The sequence below is a fragment of the Pseudonocardia halophobica genome (assembly GCF_050948485.1).
Lineage (GTDB): Bacteria > Actinomycetota > Actinomycetes > Mycobacteriales > Pseudonocardiaceae > Pseudonocardia > Pseudonocardia halophobica.
In genome coordinates this window covers 70,184-94,836 of record NZ_CP192046.1, presented here as the reverse complement: position 1 = coordinate 94,836, position 24,653 = coordinate 70,184, and the positions used below count along the sequence as shown (strand labels likewise).

The 24,653-nt window shown below is 74.6% G+C and carries 22 protein-coding genes; 12 read left to right on the top strand and 10 right to left on the bottom strand.

Translation table 11 applies throughout. The annotated features are described in order from the left end of the window. Positions 1–3: 3 nt before the first annotated feature. From ACQP04_RS00455 to ACQP04_RS00440, 4 genes are all read right to left on the bottom strand, one after another. A complete protein-coding gene (locus ACQP04_RS00455; protein ID WP_433505122.1) occupies positions 4–1,041 on the bottom strand; it encodes an ABC transporter ATP-binding protein in 1,038 nt (345 codons plus the stop codon). A gap of 1 nt (position 1,042) precedes the next feature. Continuing rightward, entirely contained in the window at positions 1,043–2,452 is a 1,410-nt protein-coding gene (locus tag ACQP04_RS00450; protein ID WP_433505121.1) for an ABC transporter substrate-binding protein, read from the bottom strand. Positions 2,453–2,537: 85 nt separating this feature from the next. Then, a complete protein-coding gene (locus tag ACQP04_RS00445) occupies positions 2,538–3,071 on the bottom strand; it encodes a cupin domain-containing protein (protein ID WP_433505120.1) in 534 nt (177 codons plus the stop codon). A 206-nt stretch (positions 3,072–3,277) separates the two neighbouring features. After that, a complete protein-coding gene (locus ACQP04_RS00440; protein WP_433505119.1) occupies positions 3,278–4,525 on the bottom strand; it encodes a cytochrome P450 in 1,248 nt (415 codons plus the stop codon). A gap of 151 nt (positions 4,526–4,676) precedes the next feature. Here ACQP04_RS00440 and ACQP04_RS00435 point away from each other — a divergent pair, with 151 nt between their 5' ends. Genes ACQP04_RS00435 through ACQP04_RS00425 form a run of 3 tightly spaced genes read left to right on the top strand, consistent with a single transcriptional unit; the run spans position 4,677 to position 8,829 of the window. Next, complete coding sequence (locus ACQP04_RS00435; RefSeq protein WP_433505118.1) at positions 4,677–5,174, top strand: MarR family winged helix-turn-helix transcriptional regulator; 498 nt, start codon at positions 4,677–4,679, stop codon at positions 5,172–5,174. Beyond that, a complete protein-coding gene (locus ACQP04_RS00430) occupies positions 5,171–8,035 on the top strand; it encodes a DHA2 family efflux MFS transporter permease subunit (protein ID WP_433505117.1) in 2,865 nt (954 codons plus the stop codon). The genes ACQP04_RS00435 and ACQP04_RS00430 overlap by 4 nt, the downstream gene beginning before the upstream one ends. After that, positions 8,032–8,829, top strand: a complete 798-nt coding sequence (locus ACQP04_RS00425; protein WP_358211624.1) for a YceI family protein — start codon at positions 8,032–8,034, stop codon at positions 8,827–8,829. Before ACQP04_RS00430 ends, ACQP04_RS00425 begins: the two co-directional genes overlap by 4 nt. Positions 8,830–8,902: 73 nt before the next feature. On the opposite strand, the gene ACQP04_RS00420 is transcribed toward ACQP04_RS00425, so the two are convergent. The 3 genes from ACQP04_RS00420 to ACQP04_RS00410 all read right to left on the bottom strand — a co-directional run bounded on the left by ACQP04_RS00420 (position 8,903) and on the right by ACQP04_RS00410 (position 13,196). After that, positions 8,903–10,738 (bottom strand): gamma-glutamyltransferase family protein, encoded by a 1,836-nt coding sequence (locus ACQP04_RS00420; protein ID WP_433505116.1) that lies wholly within the window; start codon positions 10,736–10,738, stop codon positions 8,903–8,905. Positions 10,739–10,920: 182 nt separating this feature from the next. Beyond that, positions 10,921–11,457, bottom strand: coding sequence for a methylated-DNA--[protein]-cysteine S-methyltransferase (locus ACQP04_RS00415; protein WP_433505115.1), 537 nt, complete (start codon positions 11,455–11,457; stop codon positions 10,921–10,923). Positions 11,458–11,504: 47 nt separating this feature from the next. Next, complete coding sequence (locus tag ACQP04_RS00410; protein ID WP_433508512.1) at positions 11,505–13,196, bottom strand: TM0106 family RecB-like putative nuclease; 1,692 nt, start codon at positions 13,194–13,196, stop codon at positions 11,505–11,507. A gap of 167 nt (positions 13,197–13,363) precedes the next feature. Between ACQP04_RS00410 and ACQP04_RS00405 the strand changes: the two genes are divergently transcribed. From ACQP04_RS00405 to ACQP04_RS00385, 5 genes are all read left to right on the top strand, one after another. Further along, positions 13,364–14,059 (top strand): DUF6474 family protein, encoded by a 696-nt coding sequence (locus tag ACQP04_RS00405; RefSeq protein ID WP_433505114.1) that lies wholly within the window; start codon positions 13,364–13,366, stop codon positions 14,057–14,059. Positions 14,060–14,107: 48 nt separating this feature from the next. Continuing rightward, a complete protein-coding gene (locus tag ACQP04_RS00400; RefSeq protein ID WP_433505113.1) occupies positions 14,108–14,677 on the top strand; it encodes a hypothetical protein in 570 nt (189 codons plus the stop codon). Between the two features lie 73 nt (positions 14,678–14,750). Further along, a complete protein-coding gene (locus tag ACQP04_RS00395) occupies positions 14,751–15,521 on the top strand; it encodes a YcnI family copper-binding membrane protein (protein WP_433505112.1) in 771 nt (256 codons plus the stop codon). Further along, a complete protein-coding gene (locus ACQP04_RS00390; protein WP_433505111.1) occupies positions 15,518–16,072 on the top strand; it encodes a copper resistance CopC family protein in 555 nt (184 codons plus the stop codon). The genes ACQP04_RS00395 and ACQP04_RS00390 overlap by 4 nt, the downstream gene beginning before the upstream one ends. Before the next feature lie 31 nt (positions 16,073–16,103). Beyond that, entirely contained in the window at positions 16,104–17,072 is a 969-nt protein-coding gene (locus ACQP04_RS00385; protein WP_433505110.1) for a copper resistance D family protein, read from the top strand. Between the two features lie 299 nt (positions 17,073–17,371). On the opposite strand, the gene ACQP04_RS00380 is transcribed toward ACQP04_RS00385, so the two are convergent. The 3 genes from ACQP04_RS00380 to ACQP04_RS00370 all read right to left on the bottom strand — a co-directional run bounded on the left by ACQP04_RS00380 (position 17,372) and on the right by ACQP04_RS00370 (position 20,383). Beyond that, on the bottom strand, positions 17,372–18,199 hold the full coding sequence (locus tag ACQP04_RS00380; protein ID WP_433505109.1) for a pentapeptide repeat-containing protein: 828 nt from the start codon (positions 18,197–18,199) through the stop codon (positions 17,372–17,374). A gap of 11 nt (positions 18,200–18,210) precedes the next feature. Then, entirely contained in the window at positions 18,211–19,614 is a 1,404-nt protein-coding gene (locus ACQP04_RS00375) for a dihydrolipoyl dehydrogenase family protein (RefSeq protein WP_433505108.1), read from the bottom strand. 106 nt (positions 19,615–19,720) lie between these two features. Continuing rightward, complete coding sequence (locus tag ACQP04_RS00370; RefSeq protein ID WP_433505107.1) at positions 19,721–20,383, bottom strand: SDR family oxidoreductase; 663 nt, start codon at positions 20,381–20,383, stop codon at positions 19,721–19,723. Between the two features lie 349 nt (positions 20,384–20,732). Between ACQP04_RS00370 and ACQP04_RS00365 the strand changes: the two genes are divergently transcribed. The 4 genes from ACQP04_RS00365 (at position 20,733) to ACQP04_RS00350 (ending at position 24,650) form a co-directional block, all read left to right on the top strand. Continuing rightward, positions 20,733–21,761, top strand: coding sequence for an NAD(P)-dependent alcohol dehydrogenase (locus ACQP04_RS00365; protein WP_433505106.1), 1,029 nt, complete (start codon positions 20,733–20,735; stop codon positions 21,759–21,761). A 46-nt stretch (positions 21,762–21,807) separates the two neighbouring features. Further along, a complete protein-coding gene (locus tag ACQP04_RS00360; RefSeq protein ID WP_037042194.1) occupies positions 21,808–22,872 on the top strand; it encodes an amidohydrolase family protein in 1,065 nt (354 codons plus the stop codon). After that, entirely contained in the window at positions 22,869–23,558 is a 690-nt protein-coding gene (locus ACQP04_RS00355) for an iron-sulfur cluster assembly protein (RefSeq protein ID WP_433505105.1), read from the top strand. Before ACQP04_RS00360 ends, ACQP04_RS00355 begins: the two co-directional genes overlap by 4 nt. Before the next feature lie 168 nt (positions 23,559–23,726). Beyond that, positions 23,727–24,650 carry an SDR family NAD(P)-dependent oxidoreductase gene (locus ACQP04_RS00350; protein WP_433508511.1) on the top strand — a complete coding sequence of 308 codons (924 nt, stop codon included), beginning with the start codon at positions 23,727–23,729 and terminating at the stop codon, positions 24,648–24,650. Positions 24,651–24,653: the final 3 nt, after the last annotated feature.

Genomic DNA, 24,653 nt, shown 5'->3' with positions numbered 1-24,653 from the left:
CGCTCAGGTCCGGACCGGGACGGGGTCCGTGCGCAGCCCCGAGTCCTCGTCGAAGAACCGCAGCCGGCGCACCGGCACGGCGAACCCGTGCCGCTCGCCCGTGGCGAGGGGCGTGTCGACCGTGGCGGGGAGCCGGGCGATCACCCGCGTCGGGCCGGCGCCCAGGTCGACGGTGCCGTAGACGTGCCGGTCGCCGGACAGGTACTCCATCCGCTGCACCTCCAGCGTCACCGTGACGCGCTCGCCGGGCACGTTCTCCACCGGCAGCAGGTGCTCGGGGCGGAAGCCGACCAGCACGTCGCCGCGGGGCACGAGGTTCATGGGCGGGGAGCCGATGAAAGTCGCGACGAAGGTGTCCGCCGGGTCGTCGTAGACCTCCACCGGCCTGCCGATCTGGCGCACCCGGCCCTGGGACATGACGGCGATCCGGTCGCCGAGCCCCATCGCCTCGCTCTGGTCGTGCGTGACGTAGACCGTGGTCGCCCGGATGTCCTGCTGGAACCGCTTGAGCTCGTCGCGGGCGCTGGTCCGCAGCTTGGCGTCGAGGTTGGACAGCGGCTCGTCGAGCAGGAACACCGAGGGGTCGCGGACCAGGGCCCTGGCCAGGGCGACCCGCTGGCGCTCGCCGCCGGAGAGCTGGCGGGGCTTGCGGCCCAGCAGGTGCTCGATCCCGAGCATGCCTGCGGCGCGCCGGGCCTTCTGCTCGCGGTCGCCGTGCGGGACACCGGCCGCCCGCAACGGGAACACGATGTTGGCCAGCACGCTCTTGTGCGGGTAGAGGGCGTAGCTCTGGAACACCATCGCGATCCGGCGCGCCCGCGGCGGCAGCCCGGTGACCACCTGGCCGTCGATCACGACGTCGCCGCTCGAGGGGTCCTCCAGCCCGGCGATGGTGCGCAGCAGGGTGGTCTTGCCGCAGCCCGAGGGGCCGAGCAGCACCAGGTACTCGCCGTCGGACGTCGCGACGTCGACGCCGTCCACGGCACGCACCCGTCCCGAGTCGAAGTGCTTGTGCAGGTCGCGGACCTCGACCGTGGCCACGTCAGCGCCCGCCGGTGCCGATGAGGCCGCGGGCCCGCCAGTTGTCGAAGATCGGCGTGACCTGCGCCTCGGCGTCGGCCACCGCCTGCTGGGCGCTGACCTCCCCGCGCGCCGCCCGGGCGAACATGTTGGGGATGACGAAGGTCGCGAAGACCTCGCCCTCGGCCGTGTTGGCCGTGCCCGGGTATCCGACGTTGGTGCTCCAGCTGACGGCGTCGCCGAGCAGCGCGAGCTTGCCCGGGGGCTGGGCGCCGAACGGATCGGCGTCGAGCCACTTCTTCAGGTCGGGCACCACGTCCGGATAGGCCGGGAAGTCGTAGAGCTTCGACTGCCAGGCGACCACGTCGAGGTTCGCCGTGTAGTGGAGCAGGAACTCCTTGGCCGCGGCGGGGTTGGTGGCGTGGTTCGGGACGATCCAGTTGTACATGACGTGGCTGGCGGCCCGGGCGTCCGCGGGCCCGCGCAGCGGGGCGGTGAAGAAGATGTCGTGCGCCGTCTCCGGGTCGGTCTCCTGGGAGGTCCGCCACGCCGAGATCGAGTTGAGGATGTAGGACAGCTGCCCGGCGGCGAGGCCCTGGTTGTTCGACGCCGCGTTCCAGGAGAACACCTCCGGCGTCATCGCCTGCTGGTAGAGCCGGCTCATGAACTCCACGGCCTCGACCGTCTCCGGCGAGTTGAGCACGACCTCCTCGGCCTCGTTCTGGATCGACGCCCCGTACGACCACAACAGCGCCCGGCCCGCCATGTTGGAGTCGATCTCCTGCGACATCCCGACGCCGAGCTGCACGCCCTGGGTGCGTTTGATCTCCGCGCCGCCGCGCAGCAGGTCGTCCCAGCTCGCGGGGCCGTTCGCCAGCCCGACGGGCGCCCACAGGCTCTGCCGGTAGTCGCCCGGGTCCGGCACCCAGGCGGGGGCGTAGGCGAAGAACTTCCGCGTCGTCGGGTTGACGCTGGACCGGCGGCACAGGTCCAGCTGGGTGCCGTGCCGCTTCTCCGCCTCGGTCACGACGTCCGTGAGGTCGAGCACGCTCGGCTCGTACTGCGGCACCGGGGCGATGTGCAGGATCAGGTCGTGGCCCTGCTTCGCCTGGATCTCGGCCTGCGTGCGGGCGGGCAGCTCGGCGTAGTTGATGTGGTCGACGGTCACGGCGACACCGACCTTCGACCCCCAGTCCTTCACCCACGGGTCGAACCAGGCGTCGTGCGCCGGGACGAAGTGGCTCCACATGAGGAGGGAGAGGGCACCGCTCAACGACGTCGACGGCGGGGTGAAGGCGCCCGGCGGGGCGGCCTGGGTGGGCGCAGGGGCACCCCCGCCCCCACCTCCGCAGGCGACGAGCGCTCCCCCGAGCGCCGCCAGCCCCGTGACCTGGAGGAACCGTCGCCGGTCGAACTCGAACCCGTTCGCCATGGGACACGCTCCTGAGACGTCGTCGGCTCAGATCGCGCGATCCTAGGGGGTGGCGCCGCCCGGCGCAGGCTGGAGCGCCGGATCGTTATCCGGTGGGGGCCGGGGGCTCCTCCGGGCACGCCGACGGCACCGGGGTGGCCGCGGGCACGCCCTGGGCGAGGAAGCTGGTGACGACCAGCCGGGCCGGCTCCGTGCCGGTGTTGCGCACGACGTGCGCCACCCCCTCGCCCACGACGGCGACCTGGCCCGGCGCGAGCACCCGCGGCGCGCACGCACCGGCCTCCTGCACCGCGACCTGCCCGGCGTCGAGCAGGGTCAGCTCGGTGCCGGGGTGGGTCTCCCAGCCGAGGGCCTCGCCCGGGGCGAGGTCGAGGGTCCGCACGGTGTAGTCGGCGGGCGCCGGGGTCCGGAACCGCAGCGGGATGTCGACGACGCCCTGCCCGACCGTCTGCGGACCGGCCGGGGCCGCTGATCCCGCGGCGGCGGGAGCACCGGGAGCAGGGGCCGCGGAGGGGGCCGGGGCGGGTTGGCCGAGCTGGCCCGGCTGGGCGCACCCGGCGAACGCCAGCACGCACGCGAACCCCGTGACCGCACTCCCGACCCGGCCCGTCCGACCCATTGGCACGCCTCCCGTGATCGCTGCGGCGGAGACTAGGCCGTGTCTCTCGATCCGGCGCCGCCGGGCCCGGTGATCCACGTCGTTCCCGCAAGGCAGCCGGGCTGCCCTCATACCGGGCGTATTCGGGTGGCCCGGCAACGCCGGCGGGGACGGCGTGGGCGCCGGGAGCGGTGGTGGCGGGTTGGGAGACGCGGCCTGGACGGGGGTCACCAGCGCAGCGGCAGCCGGGTGACGCCGTTGATGAAGTTCGAGGTCAGCCGCCGCGGCTCGCCCGCGAGCTCCACCTGCGGCAGCCGGCTCAGGAACTCGGTGAGGAACTCCCGCAGCTGCAGCCGGGCGAACGCCGCGCCCAGGCAGAGGTGCGGCCCCTGCCCGAAGGCGAGGTGGTCGTTGGGCGTGCGGCCGATGTCGAAGCGGTGCGGGTCGGGGAAGCGCCGCTCGTCGTAGTGCGCGGACACGTGGTAGACGACGACCTTGTCCCCCGCCGCGATCGCCTGCCCGCCGAGCTCCAGGTCCCGGGCGGCCGTGCGGCGGAAGGTCAGCACCGGCGGGTGCCAGCGCAGCATCTCCTCGATCGCCCCCGGCAGGAGGCCGGGATCGGCGCGCAGCCGGGCGTACTCCCCCGGGTGCTCGACGAGCGCCAGCACGCCGCCGGGCAGGGCGCTGCGGACGGTGTCGTTGCCCGCGATGACGAGCAGGAAGAAGAACATCTTGAGCTCGGCGTCGGTGAGGCGCTCGCCGTCGACCTCCGCCTGCACCAGGGCGGTCATGACGTCGTCGGCCGGGTGCCGGCGCTTGGCCTCGGCCAGCTCCTCGGCGTAGGCGAACATGTCCGCGAGCTGCGCGGGCGAGCGCGGGTTGACGGGGCGACCGTCGGCGTCGAGCACGACCTGGGCGTGCTCGGGATCCTGGTAGCCGATCACCCGGTTCGTCCAGTGCAGCAGCTGCGCGCGGTCCGCGGCGGGCACGCCGAGCAGGTCGGCGAGGTTCTGCAGCGGGAAGTCGTCCGTGACGTCGGCGGGCAGGTCGCAGCTCCCCCGCGCCGCCACGGCGTCGAGCAGCACGGCTGCGCGCTCCCGCACGGTCGCGGCGAACCGCTCCAGCCGCCGGCGGGTGAACGCGCCGGTCACGAGCGTGCGCAGCCGCACCTGCTCGGGCGGGTCCATGTTGAGGATCATCCGGCGGATGAACGGCAGGTCGGCCGGGTCGGGGTCGCGGATCTGCGTGGCCCCGAGCCACGACGAGAAGTCGGCCGGGCTGCGCAGCACGTGCCGGACGTCCTCGTAGCGGGTCACCGCCCAGTAGCCCGGGCCGGCGGGCCAGATGCCGACCTCGTGCTCCTCCTGCCAGGAGACCGGCGCCTCGTCCCGCAGCCGGCGCAGCGCCTCGTGCGGGACGCCGCGGGCGAACACCCGGGGATCGAAGACGTTCTCCACCACCGTCGGTCGCGCCACGGGGGCACGGTAACCCGGCCCGGTGGTGCGGATCACCGCCGAGGAGGGGGTAATCGCTTTGCGCGGGAGGCCGCGCGGGTCCATGCTTGCGTACAGCAACTCGTTGCGTGATACACGCAAAGTACAGGTAAAGAGACGTTCAGGAGCAGGCATGACGGCCGAGATCGACGGCGCGCCCCCGCTCTCCGACCGGACCCTCGACGACCGGGACATCGACGTCGCCGACCGGCTGGTGCACCAGATCGTGATGCTCATGCGGCTGGTCAAGCGGGTGGCCCCGGCCTACCGGGCCGAGCTCGAGACGGCGGCGTTCCCGTTGCTCGCGCGGCTGGCCACCGACGGCCCGCAGCGCTCCGGGGAGATCGCCGCGGCGATGTGCGCCGACCCGTCGACCATCAGCCGGCAGGTCGCCGGCCTGGTCCGGTCCGGGCTCGTCGAGCGCCGCGCCGACCCCGAGGACGGCCGCGCCAGCCTGCTCGCCGCGACCACCGAGGGCCACCGGGTCCTCGACACCGAACGACGGCGCCGGGCCGGCCAGCTCGTCGACGCCCTGGCCGAGTGGACCCCCGAGTCCCGCGGCCAGTTCGCCGACCTGCTGGGCCGCTTCGTCGCCGATCTCCAGCGCACGACCGAGGGGGACCCCCGATGACCAGCCCAGCCGCCGCCGCGCCCGCGCGGCCGGCTCCTCCGACCGACCGGGGCGGTGAGCTGTCGCACAAGCAGATCGTGACGATCCTGATCGGGCTCATGCTCGGCATGTTCCTGGCCGCCCTCGACCAGACCGTCGTCTCGACCGCCATCCGCACCATCGCCGACGACCTGGGCGGGCTCTCCCAGCAGGCCTGGGCCACGACCGCGTTCCTGATCACCGGCACGATCAGCACGCCGCTCTACGGCAAGCTCTCCGACATCTTCGGCCGCAAGCCGCTGTTCCTCACCGCGATCTCGATCTTCCTCGTCGGCTCGGTGCTGTGCACCTTCTCGACGTCGATGTACATGCTCGCGGGCTTCCGCGCGGTGCAGGGCCTCGGCGCCGGCGGCCTGTTCGCGCTGGCCCTGACGATCCTCGGCGACATCGTGCCGCCGCGGGAGCGGGCCCGCTACCAGGGCTACATGCTCGCCGTGTTCGGCACGTCGAGCGTGCTCGGCCCGGTCATCGGCGGCGTGTTCTCCGGCCAGGCCACGATCGCCGGCATCGACGGCTGGCGCTGGATCTTCCTGGTCAACGTGCCGATCGGCGCCGTCGCCCTGGTGGTCGTGGCGAAGGTCCTCAACGTCCCGCACACCCCGCGCCGGCACCGCATCGACTGGCCCGGGGCGCTCACCCTGGCCATCGGCCTGGTGCCGCTGCTGATCGTCGCGGAGCAGGGCCGGGAGTGGGGCTGGGGCTCCGACCAGGCGATCGTCTGCTACATCGTCGGCGCGGTCGGCCTGATCGCCTTCGTGTTCTGCGAGCGCGGCTTCGGCGACGACGCCCTGCTCCCGCTGCGGCTGTTCCGCAACGGGGTGTTCACCCTGAGCAGCATGGCCGGCGTCGTGATCGGCATGGGGATGTTCGGCGGCATCGCGCTGTTCCCCCAGTTCCTGCAGATCGTGCACGGGGTCACCCCCACGGAGTCCGGCTTCCTGATGCTGCCGCTCGTCGGCGGGATCATGACGGCGTCGATCGTGTCCGGCCAGGTCACCTCCCGGACGGGGCACTACAAGATCTTCCCGATCATCGGCACCGCGCTCATGGCCGGCGCACTGGTGATCCTGCACTTCCGGCTCAGCGTCGACATCGCGCTGTGGGAGTTCGACCTCTACATGGCGATGTTCGGCCTCGGGCTCGGGTGCTGCATGCAGACCCTGGTCCTGGCCGTGCAGAACGCCGTGCCCGCGCGGGACATGGGTGTGGCGACGGCGTCGTCGACCTTCTTCCGGCAGATGGGCGGCACGCTCGGTACCGCCATCTTCCTCTCGATCATGTTCTCGACGGTCGGCGACAAGATCACGGCCGCGTTCCGGGGCGACGCCGGGCAGGTCTTCCGCTCCGCCCTCGCCGACCCTGCGGTCGTCGCGGACCCCGCCAACCGGCAGATCGTGCAGGGCGCGCAGTCCGGCGACCTGTCCGCCGCCTCCGGCGTGCTGAACGACTCCGCGTTCCTGCAGCAGATCGACGCCCGGCTCGCCCGGCCGTTCCTGGTCGGGTTCACCGACTCGATGACGCTCACCTACCTGGTCGCCGCCTGCGTGATCGCGCTGGCGTTCGTCATCGTGCTGTTCATCAAGGAGTTGCCGTTGCGCACCATGTCCGGCGCCCAGGCCCGGCTGGCCGAGGAGGCCGGCACCCCGCCCGCCCCCGCGGCCGTGACCGCGGCGGTCGAGCCGATCGAGGAGTTCCAGGCCCTGCACACGGGCAACGGGCACACGGGCAACGGGCACACCGGCAACGGACATGCCGGGTCGCGCACCGTCGCCGAGGCCGTGGGCGCGCGCAACGGGACCGGGCAGGGACCCGTCGACGGCGGCCGGCACCACCTCGCCGGGGAGCCGGCGCCCCTGCCGGCCGAGCCGGCCGACCCGGCCGACCCGGCCGTGGCGGGTGCCCCCGGCGGGTACGGCCCCGGACCCGAGGTCAACGGCATCGTGCACCGCGCCGACGGCACCGGGCTGGCCGAGGCGGTCGTGACCGTCACCGACCCGGGCGGGCACCAGGAGGGCCGTGCCGTGACCGGCCCGGACGGCGGGTACCGCATCCCGCTGGCCAACGGCGGCACGTACCTCGTCGTCGCCACCTCCGGCGCCTTCCAGCCGTACGCGGCGATGGTGGCGGTGGCAGACCGGCCCGTCCGGCACGACGTGCCGCTCGCCGGCACCTGCGCGGTCCGCGGGCTCGTCCGCGACGCCGAGGGCACGCCGATCGACGACGCCACGCTCACCCTGATCGACGCGCGGGGCGACGTCGCGGCGACCGGCCGACCCGACGCCGACGGGCGCTACCGGCTCGAGGGCGTCCCCGAGGGGCGGTACACGCTGACCGTCACCGGGCCCACGTTCGCGCCGGTCGCCGCGGCGGTCGAGCTGCGGACCGGGCTGGTGACCGACCACGACGTCGAGCTGCCCCGGCGGGCCCGGCTCGTCGGCACGGTGGTGGCCGCCAGCGACGGCCGCGGGGTCGGCGAGGCGCTCGCCACCCTGATCGACGGGCGGGGCACCGTGGTCGCGTCGACCGTGACCGGCCCGGACGGCTCGTTCGTCTTCGAGAACCTGCCCGGCGGGACCTACACGCTCACGGCCAGCGGCTACGCGCCGGTGGCGTCGGTGGTGCAGGTGGGCTCCGGCGGGGTGACCACCGCCGACGTCGAGTTCCCGGCCCCCGCCCAGCACGGCGCCGTCCCGAACGGGGCGGCCCAGAACGGAACGGCCCAGAACGGAGCCGTTCAGAACGGAGCGGCCCCGAACGCGGCGCCGAACGGGGCGGTCGGGACCGCGGCGACGCAGAACGGGACGACGGAGGGAATCCGATGAGCGACGTGACCGGCAGGCTGATGACCCCGGACGGCTGGCCCGTCACCGGGGGCACGCTGACGGCCGTCGACGCGACGGGCGTGCAGCGCGGCCGCGCGGCGAGCCGCGAGGACGGCGGGTTCGTGATCGAGGGGCTCGACCAGGGCCCGTACACGGTGATCGCGGCGGCGGCCGGCCACGAGCCCGCCGCGCGCACGGTCCAGGTGGCCGGCGAGCGCTCCACGATGGGCGTGCTGGAGCTGGCCAAGGTGGGTGGCGACGTCCTGCCCATGCCCGGGACCTGGACGATCGACCCGCACCACTCGAGCATCCGCGCCACCGCCCTGCACCTGGGCATGAGCCGGATCCACGGGCGGCTGCGCGGCTTCGGCGGCCGCATCCAGGTGGCCGACCCGCTGGAGAACAGCTCGGTGGAGGTCTCGATCGACCCGGGCAGCGTCGACTCCGACGACGCCGACCGGGACGCGCACCTGCGCAGCGCGGACTTCCTCGACATCGACGTCTACCCGGAGATCAGCTACAAGTCCGACGGGCTCGTGCGGATCGACACCCGGCACTGGCGGGTCGACGGGGTGCTCACCCTGAAGGGCGTGAGCGCGCCGGTCGCGCTCGACGTCCAGTACCGCGGCACCGGCCCCGACCTGTGGGGCGGCACCCGGGCGGCCTTCTCGGCCACCACCGAGATCTCCCGGGACGACTTCGCGATCTCCTGGAACCAGAGCGTCCTCGCCGGCGTGCTGGCGATCGGGCGCACGCTGCGGATCGACATCGACATCCAGGCCGTCCTCGGCTGATCCGCTCCCACCACGGCGAAACGGCGCTCTCGCTCATATCTTGTGAGCGAGAGCGCCGTTCGTCCGTCCGGGGTCAGAGGGCCGCGGCGGAGCCCACGCCGCTGCGGCGGTCGGCGGCGGCCGCGAGCAGGCCGTCGTCACCCCGTCCGACGGCGGAGAGCCGGCCGAGCGCCCACGGGCCGGCGTCGGTGACCCGGTGGCCGCGGCGCGCGAGCTCGTCGACCGTGTCCGCGCCGAGCCGCGACTCGACGACGAGCCCCGCCGGCTCCCAGCCGCGCGGCGCGAACGAGGCGGGGAAGGACGTCGTGTGCCAGGCCGGGGCGTCGATCGCCGCCTGCAGGTCCAGCCCCGCCCGGGTGTGGGCGAGCAGGAAGCACAGCTGCCACTGGTCCTGCTGGTCGCCGCCGGGCGTGCCGAAGGCGACGCGGGGCTCCCCGTCGCGGAGGCCGAGGCTGGGCGAGAGGGTGGTGCGGGGGCGCCGGCCCGGCACCAGCGAGCTGGCCAGGCCCTCCTCCAGCCAGAACATCTGCGCCCGCGTCCCCAGGCAGAACCCCAGCTCGGGGATCACCGGCGAGGACTGCAGCCAGCCGCCCGACGGCGTCGCGGAGACCATGTTCCCGGCGGCGTCGACGACGTCGATGTGCACCGTGTCCCCGCGCGCCACGCCCTGCCGGGTCAGGCTGGGCTCGCTCGGCGCGGGCTCTCCGGTCGCGGCGCCCTCGCCCAGCCGCGCGACCGTGGGCTCACCGGTGCCGGGGCCCTCGGTGCCCTTGCCGATCGGCCGGTCGTGGTCGGTGGCCAGCGCCGCGAGCCGGGGGTCACGGCCGCCGGGCGCGCCCGGCCGCAGCTCGCGGGACGCCAGCTCGCCGATCAACCGGCGCCGGGCGGCGGTGTAGTCCTCCGCCAGCAGGTCCGCCATGGGCACCGGCGCGCTGTCGCCGTACCAGGCCTCCCGGTCGGCGAACGCGAGCTTCGCGGCCTCCGCGGTGACGTGCACGGTGTCGGCGGTGGCGATCCCGTCGGCGTAGGTCAGGTCGGTGCCGTCGAGCAGGCGCAGCGCCTGGGCCAGGGCCGGGCCCTGCGACCACGGGCCGCACTTCGCGACCTGCCAGCCCGCGCCCGCGTCGACGACCAGCGCGTCCTCGTAGGTCGCGGACCAGCCGGCGAGGTCGTCGCCGGTGAGCACGCCGGCGTGGTCCTGGCCGGTCTCGTCGCGGACGGGCGTGCGGCAGAAGTGGTCGATCTCCTCGGCGACGAACCCGCGGGACCAGGCCGCCCGGGCCGCGTCGATGCGCGCCTCGCGGCTCGGTCCCTGCGCCTCGCCGAGCAGCCGCTCCCACGTCGCCGCGAGCACCGGCAGCCGGTGTGACCGGCGCGGGATCCCGCCGTCCGGCAGCCACTGGGCGGCCGAGCTGGGCCAGTGCCGGCGGAAGTGCTCCGCGACGGTGGCGATCGTGTCCGGGATGCGCGGGACCAGCGGGAACCCGCCGGCGGCATACCCGAGCGCGGGCGCCAGCGCGTCGGCCAGCTCCCAGGTCCCGTGGTCGCGCAGGAGGGTCAGCCAGGCGTCCCACGCGCCCGGGACCGTGGCGGCGAGCAGCCCGGTGCCCGGCACGATCGTGCAGCCCTCGGCGCGGTAGTGGTCGATCGTCGCCGCGGCGGGCGCCACTCCCTGCCCGCACAGCACACGGGGCCACGGGTCGGTGGCGGTGCTGAACACGACCGGGACCTCGCCGCCGGGGCCGCACAGGTGCGGCTCCACGACCTGCAGGACGAACCCGGCCGCGACGGCGGCGTCGAAGGCGTTGCCGCCCCGGGCCAGCACGGTCAGGGCGGTGGAGGTGCCGAGGTGGTGGGTGCTCGCGGCCGCGCCGGTGGGCCCGAGCTTCTCGTAGGTGCGGGGTGCCACGCTCCCACCCTCGCACCGGGTGGCTCCCGTCGCCGACCGAGGCTCGCTCCTGTCCCACGAGGCACGGTGGGCACGGAAGCGGACGAGTGAGCACTGCCTGGTAGGACGCACGCGGATCCGTGAACAGGGCGCCATGCACCAGCCGTGATCGCGACGGGAGCGGGCCGGTTCGGTGACGCCCCTCAGAACAGGGTCGGCGCCAGGACGCCCTCGTGCGCGAGCAGCCACTCCTTGGTCGCGCGGCCCCCGCCGAAGCCGCCGAGCCCGCCCGCCGCCATGACCCGGTGACACGGCACGACGACCGGGATCGGGTTCGAGCCCATGATCGATCCCACCCCGCGGGCGGCCGTGTAGCCGTGGCCCTCGTAGGCCCCGCTGAGCGCGGCGAGCTCCGCGTAGGTGGTGGTCGCCCCGAACGGGACATGCGCGAACAGCGCCTGCAGCACGGTGCGCTGGGTGCCGTGGGTGAGCCGCCAGTCCAGCGGCAGGTCGAACTCGCGGCGTGCGCCGGCCAGGTACTCCGCGAGCTGCGCGGCCGCTTCCTCCGTCCCGGCCGGGTCCTCCACGGGATCGGCGCCGAGCCGCTCGGCAGCCGCCGCCGCCCGCTCCGGCACCGCGCCGAACCCGACGAGGCACAGGCCGGCCTCGCTCACCGCGACGGTGAGCGCGCCGATCGGCTCCGGCGCCGGGATGATCCGCCAGCTCAGCTGCACCGGCACAGCATGCTCCGCTCCCGCAGGGCCGCGCTGGCGGATTTCGGACACGGTCACAGCTCCGAGGCGAGTGGGACCTCGTCGACGGCGCGCGAGGTCATCCACTCCCGCAGCGCCTGGGTGGCCAGTACGTCGTCCGTGTTGTAACCGAGCAGCCGCTCGCGCTGCGCCTGGTCCGGCGGGGCGCCGTCCATGCCCACCGCGTCCCGGTACCAGCGCATCGAGTTCTCCCCGCCGGCCTCCGGATCGCGCCAGCTGAACCCGGCGACGGGGGCGATCTTCTTCAACCCCTTGCCCTGCGCGCACAGGAACCACTCGTTGACCACGGCGAACAGGTCGACCCACCAGTCCGCGGCGATGAACTCGCGGACCTCCTCGACCGGCGGGACGCCGGGCATGCCCGCGAACCGGGTGGCCGAGGACAGCAGCCAGCGGTTCTCGGCCTGCTCGTTGTAGCAGTAGGCGGCGAAGGTGCGGCCGGTCCGCGCGGCGGCGGCCCGGACGCCCGAGAGCCAGGTCCAGAACTCGGCGAAGGAACGGCCCTCGTCCGGCGTGGGCACGGGCTCCCAGGTGGCGAAGGCGCGGTAGCCCTCGGGCTCGTCCCCCTCCTGGCGGCCGCCCGGGTAGGACAGGGCCGCGCCCCACAGGTAGGCGCCGGACTCGCCGAAGCTCTCCATGTCGACGTCGACCTCGACGTCCGCGCGGTACACCGGCACCCGCTCGACCCGCCGCGCCACCGCCAGGCCGCGCCGCCAGCCCCGGGCCAGCGCCACGACGTCCGGGAACGGGGTGCCGGGCAGCGGCACCGGCGGCTCGACCCGGGGGTCGAGGTCGGCCAGCTCGTCGACCGTGCGGATCCCGATCTCGCGCAGCGCCACGGCCGTGTCGCCGCGGACCACCAGGCTCACGTCCCGCTCCGCGGTGAGCCGCGCCTCGCAGGTCGGCCACCACGGGCAGCGCCTGCACTCCAGCACCCGCGAGGGCTCGGCCAGCGGCTCGGCGCCGGTGGCCGCCGCCAGCGCGACGGCGGCGCGGTCGGTGAACCGCTCGTCGTACTCCTCCAGGGTGCTGCGGTCGCCCGGCCAGTGCCCGGCCCGCAGGTCGTGCCACACCACCACGTCCGCGTCGAGACCGACGACGCCGCCCCGGTCCGCGCCCTCCACCTCGGCCGGCGGGGCCCACCCCGCCGTCCGCAGCATCCGGGTGAGGTGCGCGAGCCGAAGCAGGTCCCGCGGCTGGGAGCGCACCTTCCGCTCCTCGTCGTCGGCCGCGAGCTGCGGGAACGGCGCGGTGAGCGGAGTGGTGGCGGCACCGGTGCCGGGATCGGTGATCCGGTGCCGCACGACGATCACGGGCACGTACCCGCCGCCGGGCACCCGGACCAGGAGCTCGGCCGAGCCGCGCCGGCCCGCCGGGTCGATCGGCAGCACCGCCCCGCCGATCACGCCGGTGCCCGCGGCGACCAGCTCCCCGGTCAGCCTGGCGCGCTCCGCCGTCGGCAGGCCCTCGGGCACCGCCGACCACGCCGCCGGCTGCGCGCCGGACACGACCTCGGCGATCCGGGCGCGGTGCTCCCGCACGTCCGCCCGGCGCTGCTCCAGCGCCGGGTCGGGCAGGGCCCGCGGCGCCGAGGCGGCCGACGGGTCGTGGTCCAGGTGCACCCGGCGCCGGCACCGGGTCGTGGCCGCCGCGTCGAGCAGGGGGACGCGGGAAGCGGGCGCCGACCCCTCGCCGTGCCCGGGCACGGGGCCACCGGGGCCCGCCTGCCCGCCCGCACCGCTGATCGTCGCCGTCACACCCCCGAGGGTAGAGACCGACACTGACAACTCCGCGCCTGCCACGGCGCGCCACGCCCTCTAGGCTGCCGCTGATCACCGGGAAACGGGCACGCGACGCGGGAGGCACGGGACACATGGCACTGCGACGAGGTGGGTCGCCTGCCGCCGCGAAGGCCGCGAAGATCGAGAAGAAGGCGGCGAAGGCCGCCGACAAGGCCGAGCGCAAGGCCCGGCGGGCGACCGAGCAGGCCGGCGACGCGGTGAGCCGCGCCGCCGGGACCGCGCTGGCCGCCGTCGAGGCCGTCACCTCGGACAAGCCCGGGCGGAAGGCGGCGAAGAAGGCCCGCAAGGAGGCCGGGAAGGCCCAGAAGGCGCTGTCCAAGGAGGCCGGCACCGCGGCCCCCAAGGACCTCACGCCCGCGCACACCAAGCGGCTGATCGCCGTCGGGAAGGCCGTCGCGCCGCTGCTCGCGCCCTATGCGATCGCCGCGGGTGCGGTCGCCCGGGACCGCTGGGACGCGCATCGCGCCCGGCAGCTCGGCGTGTCCGCGGACCAGCTCGGCCGCTACAGCGGCCGCGGCGGTGCCCTGCACGCCCGCATCTCCCGCGCGGGCGAGGCGCTCACGGAGCTGGAGAACTCGCCCGACGCCACGGCCGCCGCGACCTCCTTCGTCCGCGAGATGCGGCCCCGGCTCGCGGACCTGGCCGTGGCCGTCCGGGCCGCCGAGCAGATGCCGTCGGCCCGCCGCCGGACCGCGTTCCGCGCCGTCGCGGGCGAGCTCGACCGGATCGAGGACCAGCTGCTCGACCTCCTCGGGATCCGCCCGTAACCCGACCCGCACCGGAACCGGCCGGGGGCTCGGCTACCGTCTGTGCCCATGCAGTCCCGGCCCGGCCCGTTCGGGGCCGGCCCGACGACCGGCCCGGCCCACGCGCGGGTACTGCGCGGGGCCGTCCTGGCCTCGCTCAGCACCCTGTTGACCGCCCTCGGCCACCTGGCGGGTGGCGGCACCCTGCCCGACCTCGGACTGCTCGTCGTGCTGCTCCCGCTGCTCGCGCTGGCCGTCACGTCCACGGCCGAGCGGGTGCGCGGGCCGGTCGGCACCCTGCTCCTGCTCGGCGGCGGCCAGCTCGTGCTGCACGAGCTGCTGGAGTTCCTCGGGCACGACCACACCGGGATCGCGTCCGGCCCGTCGATGCTGGCGGGCCACGCCGTCGCCACCGTGCTGTCCGGGCTCCTGCTCCGCGACGCCGACCGGCTCCTCTCGGCCCTGGCCCGCGCGCTGCGCCGGGTCCTGCCGCGCCGGTCCGCACCCCTTCCCGCCGACGCCCCGCTGCGCACGCTCGCCGTGCCCGCCGCCGGGGTGGCCGGGCACGTCCGCCGCGCCGCCGTCGGCGCCGTCCTCCGCCGGGGTCCACCGGTGCCGGGTCCGATCCCCGCCCCCTGATCGAACCCGCCGGCCCCGCCGGGGGCCGGTCCGCACCCCGCGCGCCCACGCCGGCGCGCCGAGAGGACCACCCGTGTTCACCCGCACCCGCCGCACCGCGCTGCGCGCGACGGCCGTCACCGCCGCCGCCGGCGGCCTCCTCCTCGCCGGGACCGTCCCGGCGTTCGCCCACGTCACCGCCCAGCCGAGCACCGCCGAGCAGGGCGGCTACGCCGTGATCTCGATGCGCGTGCCCAACGAGTCCGACACCGCCGGCACCACCAAGCTCGAGGTCACCTTCCCGACCGACCACCCGGTCACCTCCGCCCGGACCACCCCGCAGGCGGGCTGGACGGCCGAGGTCACCAAGGGGAACCTGCCCGCGCCCGTCGAGGTCAACGGCCGGCAGGTCACCCAGGCCGTCACCAAGGTCACCTGGACCGCGCAGCCGGGCACCCGGATCGGCCCCGGCCAGTTCGTCGACTTCCCGCTGTCGCTCGGCCCGCTGCCGACCGGCACCGACCAGCTGGTCCTGCCCGCCACCCAGACCTACGACGACGGCCGCGTCGTCGCCTGGGACGAGCCGACCACCCCGGGCGGGGCGGAGCCGGAGCACCCGGCCCCGACCGTCACCCTGACGCCCGCCACCACGGGCGGGCACGGCGGCCACGACGGCGCCGCGGCCGCGGGCACCGAGGACACGGCCGCGTCGACCACGGACACGACCGCCCGCTGGCTCGGCGGCGTCGGCCTGCTGCTCGGCGCGCTCGGGCTCGGCCTGGGCGGTGGGGCGCTGCTGCGCAGCCGTCGGCCGGCGCCGACCCCGGCACCGAAGAGCGAGGACAAGGTGGGGAGCGACACATGATCCGTCTGGCCCGTTTCGCGGCCGCCGGTCTGCTCGCCGGGCTCGCGCTGCTGCTCGGCGCCACCCCGGCGCTCGCGCACGCCGAGTTCGAGGGCAGCGACCCGGCGGACGGCGCGACCCTGGGCACCGGGCCGCAGAAGGTCACGCTGACCTTCAGCGACACCATGCAGCAGGGCTTCAACACGATCACCGTGATCGGCCCCGACGGGAAGGACTACGTCTCCGGCGAGGTCCAGGCCCAGGGCGACGAGGTGAGCGCGCCGGTCGGGCCGCTCGGCCCGGCCGGCCGGTACGAGATCGGCTACCGCGTGCTCTCCGACGACGGCCACCCGGTCTCGGGCAAGGTCGGGTTCACCCTGACCACGGCCGGGCCGGGCACCGGGAGCTCCGCCGCGCCGATCCCGTCGGCCGACGCCGCACCGAGCGCCGCCCCGGCCGCGCAGTCGGCCCCGGCCGAGTCCGGCGGCATGCCGGTCTGGCCGTGGATCGTGGGTGCCGTGGTGCTCGTCGGTGCCGGCGTGGCCGTCGCGATGCGGCTGGGCCGGTCGTGACCGTGCTCCGCACCGGGCAGGAGCGGGCCTGATGGGGGCGCCGACCGCGAGCCGGGGCTCGTCCGCCGAGCGGGTGGCCCCGCTCGTGTGGGCCGCGCTCGCGGTCGGCGCCGCGCTGCTCGCCGCCGTCCTGGCGCAGGCCGCCGGGATCACCCTCGCCGCCACCGCCCTCCGGGGCCTGACGGACGCGGCCGCGGTCGCCTGCGTCGGGCTCGGCCTGGTCACCGTGCTGGTCCCGACCTCGGCACGGGACGCCCGCGGCACCACGGTGATCCGCCGCGGCGACCGGGCGACGGTCGTCGTCGCCGGTGTGTGGCTCGCCGCGGTGCTCGTGTCGGTCGCGGTGCGCTCGGCCGAGGCGGTCGGCCGCCCGCTCGGCGCGCTGACCGCGGGCGACGTCGGCGCGTTCGTCACCCGGGTCGCCGCCGGGCGCGGGACCGTCCTGACGGCGTTGTGCGCGGCCGCGGTCCTCGGCTGCGCGATCGCCAGGATGCGCAGCCCGGAGTCGGTGCCGGGGCGGGTCGTGCTGGTCGCGGCCCTGCTCGGGTCCCTGACCCCGGCCGTCACCGGGCACACCGGATCGTCGCCGGAGCACTCGCTCGCCGTGGTCACGGTGGCGTTCCACGTCGGGGCCGCCGCACTGTGGGTCGGCGGGCTGGGAGTGCTGCTCCTGCTCGTCGCGCCGCACCGGGCGCTGCTCGACAGGGGGCTACCGCGCTTCTCCCGGATCGCCACGGTGTGCCTCGTCGGCACGGCGCTCACGGGGGTGGCCAACGCGGTGCTCCGGCTCCCGGTGCTCGGTGACCTGTTCAGCAGCAGCTACGGCGCGCTGATCCTCGCCAAGACCGGGCTCATCGTCGTCCTCGCCCTGCTCGGCGGCCTCGCCCGCCGACGGCTGCAGCGCGGCACCCTCCCCGTGCTGCGCTGGGCGGGGGTGGAGGTCACTGTCATGGCGGTGACCATCGGGATCGCCGCCGCCCTGAGCCAGACCGCCCCCTGATCCCTGCGGCTTCCCACGTCTCGGCGAGGGGACGGTCGGAGCCGCGAGCGGGACAGGTGTGCTGGCAGAACGACCGCCACGTACCGCTCGGCACGACCACGGCGCGGCCACGGTGACGGTTCCGCTGTCGTCGCCACCACCGCAGTGACGCCGGATGGATCTTCCCGCGATCACCGGCCGGACGCGGTTGCGGTGCGTCAGCCGCTCTGCAGCGGCTCCTGAACCACGACTCCGGTGACCGCCTCGCCATGATCGTCGACAGTGGAGCGGGAGCAGCGCTCCGCACCCGTGATCGTCGGTCAGCGTTGCCGGGACCGGCGACGCCCCTTGCTGCGCGGGCGGACGGGAGCGGGGCCGGTCCAGTGGGCCGGGCGCTCGAACCCGGTGGGCAGGCGGGTGGTGGTGTCACCCTGCGCCGCGGTGAGCTGCGGCGGCACCAGGAACAGCACCCCGCGCAGGTCTGCGCCCTCCAGCCGCGCACCGCGGAAGTCGGCGCCCGTCACGTCGGCGCCCCGCAGGTCCGCCCCGCGCAGGTCGGCACCCAGCAGCAGCGCGCCCCGCAGGCTCGCCCGCCGCAGGTCCGCGCCGCGCAGGCGGGCACCGATCAGGTCGGCGCCGCGGTGGTCCGGACCGCCGCCGCGCGCGGCCTCGCTGGCCGCGACCAGCAGGGGGTTGACGGCGCGGCGGTGGGCCTCGACGTCGAGCGTCGCCAGCTCCACAGGCTCCAGTTCGGCGAGCTCGGAGGTGCGGGCCACCGCCGCCCCGAGGTCCTCCGCGAGCGCACCCTCCGCCAGGTCCCGCGCCTCGACGAGATAGCGCAGCAGCTCGTGCAACGTCCTGAGCTGCGGGAACGCGGCGAACACCGCCTCGCGGTCACCCGTCCGCCAGTCCGCCCGCGCCGACAACGCCTGCCCCGCGCCGAAGCAGTCGAAGACCGTGCAGCCGACCATCCCCCGTGGCCGCAGCTCCGTGTGGACGCCGCACCGGGCGTCGGGCTGCAGGTGCCGGCACGGGGTGCCCGCGGGCTTGGCGAAGGCGAAGTCGGCGGAGCGCGCGAAGGCGGGCGCCACACAGCACAGCCCGGTGCAGCGGCTGCAGTCGGCGCGCAGGTCGATCAGGTCGAGCACGTGCTCCGACGCTACGCCTGCGGCTCGGACCGGTACGTCTCCAGCAGCCGGAGCCAGATCTCGCTGATCGTCGGGAACGACGGGACCGCGTGCCACAGCCGTCCGAGCGGCACCTCACCGGCGATCGCGACGGTCGCGGAGTGCACCAGCTCGGAGAGGTCCTGGCCCACGAACGTGGCCCCGACCAGCACCTCCCGCGCGGTGTCGACGACGAGCACCGCGGCGCCGTCGTAGCCGTCGGCGTGCAGCGAGGCCCCCGCGACGGCGATGTCCAGCTCCACCGTGCGCACGTCGATCCCGGCCTTGCGCGCCTCCTGGAGCGTCCTGCCGACGTGCCCGACCTCGGGGTCGGTGAACACCACCTGCGGCACGGCGTGGTGGTCGGCGGTCATCGCGTGCTCGCCCCAGGCCCCGGTGTCGAGCGTGGCGCCGTTCGCCCGAGCGGCGATCGCATTGCCGGCGATGCGCGCCTGGTACTTGCCCATGTGCGTGAGCGGCGCGCGGCCGGTGACGTCGCCGGTCGCGTACAGCCACCCGCCGTCGACGCCCTGGACCAGCCCGGAGTCGTCGATCACGAGCGGCTCGCCGGGCTCGAGCCCGACGCTCTCGGCCCCGACGTCGCCGGTCCGGGGACGACGGCCGGTGGCGAGCAGCAGCTCGTCGACCTCGATCGTCTCGCCGCCGACGGTGAGCGCGAGGGCGTCGCCCGACTTCGCGACGGCGTCGAGCTCCTGGCCGAGCCGCAGGTCGATCCCGTCCTCCCGCAGCGCCTCGGCCACCTTCTCCCCCGCGACGGGCTCGGCGGAGGTGAGCAGCCGGTCGCCGCGGACGAGCATCGTGACCTGCGAGCCGAGCCGGGCGTAGGCCTGGGCCATCTCACACCCGACCACACCGCCGCCGAGGACGCCGAGCCGGCGCGGTGCCTCGTCCGCCGAGGTCGCGTCGCGCGAGCCCCAGGTCCGGACGGTGTCGATGCCGTCGATCGGCGGGGTGACGGGCGTGCTCCCGGTCGCGACGACGACGGCGTGCCGGGCCCGGTAGACGTCGTCGCCGACGGCCACGGCCTTCTCCCCCGCGAGCCGCCCGTGCCCCCTGACCAGGGTGATCCCGGACGACCCGACCCATTCGGCCTGGCTCGAGTCGTCGCCGCGGGAGGTGAAGGAGTCGCGGCGCGCGAACACGGCCTTGGGGTCGAAGTCCGCGGTCACCCCGGGCAGCCGGCGGGCGGCGGCGACGGCGTTGGGCGTGCGCAGCAGCGCCTTCGACGGGATGCAGGCCCAGTACGAGCACTCGCCGCCGACCCTCTCGGCCTCGACCAGCGCCACCGACAGGCCGCCGCGGTGGGCGTAGTCGGCGGCGTTCTCCCCGACCGGGCCCGCCCCGATCACGACGACGTCGAACTCGTGCTCGCTCACCCGAACTCCTCCCGTGCCGACGGCTGCGGGGACAGCCCGCCGCCGGGGCGATCATGCCCCGGCCGACCGGGCACCGTGCGGGAACCGCCCGACCGGGATCCTGCCGTCAGTCCTGGACGGCCGCCACCGCCTCGAGGATGTCGGCGTCGCCGCCCATCAGCTCGAGCGTGAGACCGGCGGTGCCGGGCGCCTCGAGCAGCGTGGCGAGGACGGCGGCGGTGTCGTCCCGGGTGATCTTCGTGCGGTCGAGGTGGTCCTTCGACAGCGCCACCCGCCCGACGCCGGGGTCGTCGGTGAGCGGTCCCGGGCGCACGACCGTGAGGTCGAGGTCGGACCGGGCGCGCAGGGCGTCCTCCGCCGCCTTCTTGGCCCGGATGTACGCGACCCAGACCTCTCCGCGGTCCGGGTCCGGGTCCTGGTCCACCCCGGTCGACGAAATCAGCAGGTAGCGCCGCACCCCCGCCTGCGCGGCGGCCTCGGCCAGCAGTTCGGCCGCAGCCCGGTCGACGGTGTCCTTGCGCTCGGCCGTGCTGCCCGGACCGGCACCGGCCGCGAAGACGACCGCGTCGGCGCCCTTCAGGTGCGGCGCGAGGTCGCCCGGCGCCGCCTGCTCGAGGTCGACGACGACCACCGTGGCCCCGGTCGCCTCGACGTCCGCGCGGTGGTCCGGGTTGCGCACCACGCTCACCACCTCGTCGCCCCGGTTCGCCAGCAGCGTGGCGAGCCGGAGCGCGATCTTGCCGTGTCCTCCCGCGATGACCGTCCGCATGGACGCGACGCTAGCGGCGTCCGCGCGGGTGTGCCGCCCGACGATCGCCCGCGTTCCACGTGGAACACGTGCGGGTGAGGTCGGGCTCCATTCCTCCCCCGAAGAGCAGGCCGTCGCAGGATGAGACACCGGGCCGGACGGACCTCGGGTCGCCCGCGCCGAGACCGTCCTCGCAGGTCAGGGCCGAGCAGGTGGGCGTCTCATGATCGCGTCGCCCGACCGGTCGAACGCAGTACGTGCCCGATTAGTCCTTTTTCTCGCATGGCGGAATTTGCCGCCTTGTGACTCCGCACACCGTGATCGACGGTGATCGGGACCACAACGGCAGCGACTCCGAGGAGGTACGGGCGTGAAAGCCGTCCGGGTGCACGAGTACCACTCCGATCCGAAGATCGACGACATCCCGGAGCCCGAGCTCCAGGGCCCGCTCGACGTGATCGTCAAGATCGGGGGCGCCGGCGTCTGCCGTACGGACCTGCACATCATCAACGGGGACTGGGCGGAGGCGCAGAACCCCACGCTGCCGTACGTGATCGGCCACGAGAACGCGGGCTGGATCGAGGCGGTCGGCGACGGGGTCACCAACGTCGCCGTCGGGGACACGGTGATCCTGCACCCGCAGCCGTCGTGCGGGCTCTGCCTGGCCTGCCGGCGCGGGCGGGACATGCAGTGCGAGAACGCGTTCTTCCCCGGCCTGTCGAACAACGACGGCGGCATGGCGGAGTACCTGCGTACGACCGCGCGCGCCTGCATCAAGCTGGACCCGAGCACCAACCCCGCCGACGTCGCCGCGCTGGCCGACGCGGGCATCACGGCCTACCACGCGGTCCGCAAGGCGGTCCCGGACCTCTACCCGGGCACCACCGCCGTGGTCCAGGGCGCAGGCGGGCTGGGCCACATCGCGATCCAGACGCTCGCGGCGATCACCGGGACCCGGATCGTCGTCGTCGACAAGAACCCGGACGCGCTCGCGCTCGCCAAGCAGATCGGTGCCGACGAGACCGTCCAGGCCGACGGCAACCACGTCGATGCCGTGAAGGACCTCACGAACGGCCGCGGCGGCGACGTGGTGTTCGACTTCGTCGCCGAGCAGGGCGCGGAGCTGGACGCCTGGCAGATGACCGCCCCCGCGGGGTCGCAGTACATCCTCGGTTACGGCGGTGAGTTCAAGGCCCCGACGCTCGACTTCGTCGGCGGCGAGAAGAACGTCATCGGCAACATCGTCGGCACCTACGCCGACCTCACCGAGCTCATGGTCCTGGCGCAGGCCGGGAAGGTCACCCTGCACACCAAGCAGTACCCGCTGGACGCGGCGCTCGACGCCCTCCACGACCTCGACGCCGGTCGGGTCCGCGGCCGGGCGATCCTCGTCCCCTGATTCACCCCGTCTGAACAGCACCGACGCTGACGGAAGGAACCACCACATGTACGAGAAGGACGGCGAGAAGTACTTCATCGTCGATGCGCACAGCCATTTCTGGGACGCGTCGAAGGAGAACTGGGTCGAGGGCAAGGAGCAGTTCGCCAAGGGCTGGATCGACTGCTTCTACGGCTACCACCAGCTCGGCCCGCCCGAGACCCACTGGGACTGGGAGAAGTACCTCAAGGTCACGCCCGAGGACTTCGAGCGCGACATGTTCGTCGAGGGGCACGTCGACCACGCGATCTTCCAGTCGACCTACCTCAAGGAGTGGTACAAGGAGGGCTTCAACACGGTCGAGCAGAACGCCCAGCTCCTGGAGCGCTGGGGCGACAAGCTCATCGTGAACGGCCGCTTCGACCCGCGTGAGGGTGACGCCGGCCTCAAGCAGCTCGAGGCCGACGCCCAGAAGTACAAGCTCAAGGGCGTGAAGCTCTACACCGCGGAGTGGAACGGCGACTCCCGCGGCTACAAGCTCACCGACCCCGAGGCGTACCACTTCCTGCAGGCCGCGCAGGACCTCGGCATCAAGAACATCCACGTCCACAAGGGCCCGACGATCTGGCCGCTGGACAAGGACGCCTTCGACGTCGCCGACGTCGACCACGCCGCGACGGACTTCCAGGGGCTCAACTTCATCGTCGAGCACGTGGGCCTGCCGCGCATCGAGGACTTCTGCTTCATGGCGGTCCAGGAGCCCAACGTCTACGCCGGCCTCTCCGTCGTCATCGGCGGCCTGATGCACGCCCGCCCGAAGTTCTTCGCCAAGGTCATGGGCGAGCTGCTGTTCTGGGTCGGCGAGGACAAGATGACCTTCGGCTCGGACTACAACATCTGGACGCCGAAGTGGCAGGTCGAGGGCTTCGTCGACTGGCAGATGCCCGACGACGACCAGTTCGCCGACTACCCGCGCCTCACCACGGCGTCGAAGAAGAAGATCCTCGGGCTCAACGCCGCCAAGCTCTACGACATCCCGGTGCCGCAGGAGCTGCAGCTGCCGACCTCGGCCGACGAGGCCATGCAGCCGGGCGAGGAGCTCGTCGAGGACAAGGCGGGTGCCCAGGCATGAGTCTCGAGCCTGCCGTCTGGCAGGCGCTGGGGACGGTGCTCGACCCGGAGCTGGACGAGCCGATCACGGACCTCGACTTCGTCGAGTCGTGCACCGTCTCCCCCTCGGGGGAGGTCACCGTGGGGCTGCGCCTGCCGACGTTCTTCTGCGCACCCAACTTCTCCTTCCTCATGGTCGCCGACGCCTACGACGCCGTGTCGGCGGTCCCCGGGGTCACCGGCGCGGTGGTCTCGCTGGCCGACCACCACGCGTCGGCGGAGATCAACGGCGGGGTGGCCGCGCACGCCGGGTTCGTCGGCTCGTTCGAGGGCGAGGCGACGGCGGAGCTCGACGAGCTGCGGCACACCTTCCTCGCGAAGGCGGCGCTCGCCGGTCAGGACCGCCTCGCGCGGCCCCTGGTCGACGAGGGGGTGGGGCCGGACGAGCTCGCCGGGCTCACCCTGGCCGACATCCCGGACTCCATGGAGCTGCGCCGGCTCCGGGACCGGCGGATGGCGATCGGGCTGCCCTACGAGGACGACGCCCCACTGCTCATCCACCCCGACGGCAGCCGGGTCACGGCCGCCCAGGTGCCGCTGCACCTGCGGCGGGCGCGGCTGCAGCGGGTGGGGATCGAGACCAACGGCGAGTACTGCAAGTCCCTGCTCAAGACGCGCTACTCGGAGGAGGCGAAGGCCAGGGCGTGACGTGCTGATCGACGACCGGGGTCCCGCGGGGGTGGTGGGCCCCGGTCCGTCGTTCTCGGGGCTGGTCGCCGGCGGATCACCGGGCTAACTTTGATGCAGCTGGATCAAAGGTGACCGGCGACCGGGGCCGTGGTCCCGGCGAGGGCGTGAGGAGCTGCGACCTTGGGTGTGCTCGACGGGCGGACCGCGATCGTCACGGGCGGCGCGAACGGGATCGGGGCCGCGATCTGCCGGCGGTTCGCCGCGGAGGGCGCGGCGGTCGTCGTCAACGACCTCGGCGGCGGGACGGACGGCAGCGGCGCCGACGCGGGCCGCGCCGAGGCCGTCGCCGCGGAGATCCGGGCCGCGGGCGGCCGGGCCGTCGCCGACGGCGGCGACGTCTCCGACACCGCGACAGGCGCGCGGCTCGTGGAGACCGCCGTGCGGGAGTTCGGCGGGCTGGACGTGCTGGTGAACGCGGCCGGCATCCTCCGCGACCGGATGATCTTCAACATGTCCGACGAGGAGTGGGACGACGTGATCCGCGTGCACCTTCGCGGGCACTTCTCCACCTCGCGGGCCGCGGCGGCGCACTTCCGCGAGCAGCGGCGGCCCGACGGCCATTTCCGGATCATCAACTTCACCTCGCACTCCGGGTTGGAGGGCTCGCCGGGGCAGGCCAACTACGCCGCCGCGAAGATGGGGATCGTCGGGCTGACGTGGTCGCTGGCCCAGGGCCTGTCCCGCTACGGCGTCACGGCCAACGCGATCGCCCCGGCCGCCGCGACCCGGCTCGTCGCCACCGTGGCGGAGAAGGACCGGGCGGTCGCGGACCGTCCCGCGGACGACGACCTGGTCCGGTCCCCGGACAACGTGGCCGAGCTCGCGCTCTACCTGGCGAGCGACCGGTCCGACTGGCTGACCGGGCGGGTGCTGGGCTCGGTCGGCTTCGGCGTGACCGTCTACGAGAACCCCACGGTCGTGGCCGAGGCGCGCTCGGACGGGCCCTGGTCGTTCGACGACCTGGCCGCGTCGCTCGAGAAGGAGGTCCGCGCGGTCGCCGACGGCCTGCCGCCCAGCCTGTTCGCGGACCAGGTCGCCCGGCGGTCCTGACGC

Coding starts and splice junctions, on each gene's coding strand:
- ACQP04_RS00450 (WP_433505121.1), bottom strand. CDS start 2,452: ATGGCGAACGGGTTCGAGTTCGACCGGCGACGGTTCCTCCAGGTCACG.
- ACQP04_RS00445 (WP_433505120.1), bottom strand. CDS start 3,071: ATGGGTCGGACGGGCCGGGTCGGGAGTGCGGTCACGGGGTTCGCGTGC.
- ACQP04_RS00435 (WP_433505118.1), top strand. CDS start 4,677: ATGACGGCCGAGATCGACGGCGCGCCCCCGCTCTCCGACCGGACCCTC.
- ACQP04_RS00430 (WP_433505117.1), top strand. CDS start 5,171: ATGACCAGCCCAGCCGCCGCCGCGCCCGCGCGGCCGGCTCCTCCGACC.
- ACQP04_RS00425 (WP_358211624.1), top strand. CDS start 8,032: ATGAGCGACGTGACCGGCAGGCTGATGACCCCGGACGGCTGGCCCGTC.
- ACQP04_RS00405 (WP_433505114.1), top strand. CDS start 13,364: ATGGCACTGCGACGAGGTGGGTCGCCTGCCGCCGCGAAGGCCGCGAAG.
- ACQP04_RS00400 (WP_433505113.1), top strand. CDS start 14,108: ATGCAGTCCCGGCCCGGCCCGTTCGGGGCCGGCCCGACGACCGGCCCG.
- ACQP04_RS00390 (WP_433505111.1), top strand. CDS start 15,518: ATGATCCGTCTGGCCCGTTTCGCGGCCGCCGGTCTGCTCGCCGGGCTC.
- ACQP04_RS00385 (WP_433505110.1), top strand. CDS start 16,104: ATGGGGGCGCCGACCGCGAGCCGGGGCTCGTCCGCCGAGCGGGTGGCC.
- ACQP04_RS00370 (WP_433505107.1), bottom strand. CDS start 20,383: ATGCGGACGGTCATCGCGGGAGGACACGGCAAGATCGCGCTCCGGCTC.
- ACQP04_RS00360 (WP_037042194.1), top strand. CDS start 21,808: ATGTACGAGAAGGACGGCGAGAAGTACTTCATCGTCGATGCGCACAGC.
- ACQP04_RS00355 (WP_433505105.1), top strand. CDS start 22,869: ATGAGTCTCGAGCCTGCCGTCTGGCAGGCGCTGGGGACGGTGCTCGAC.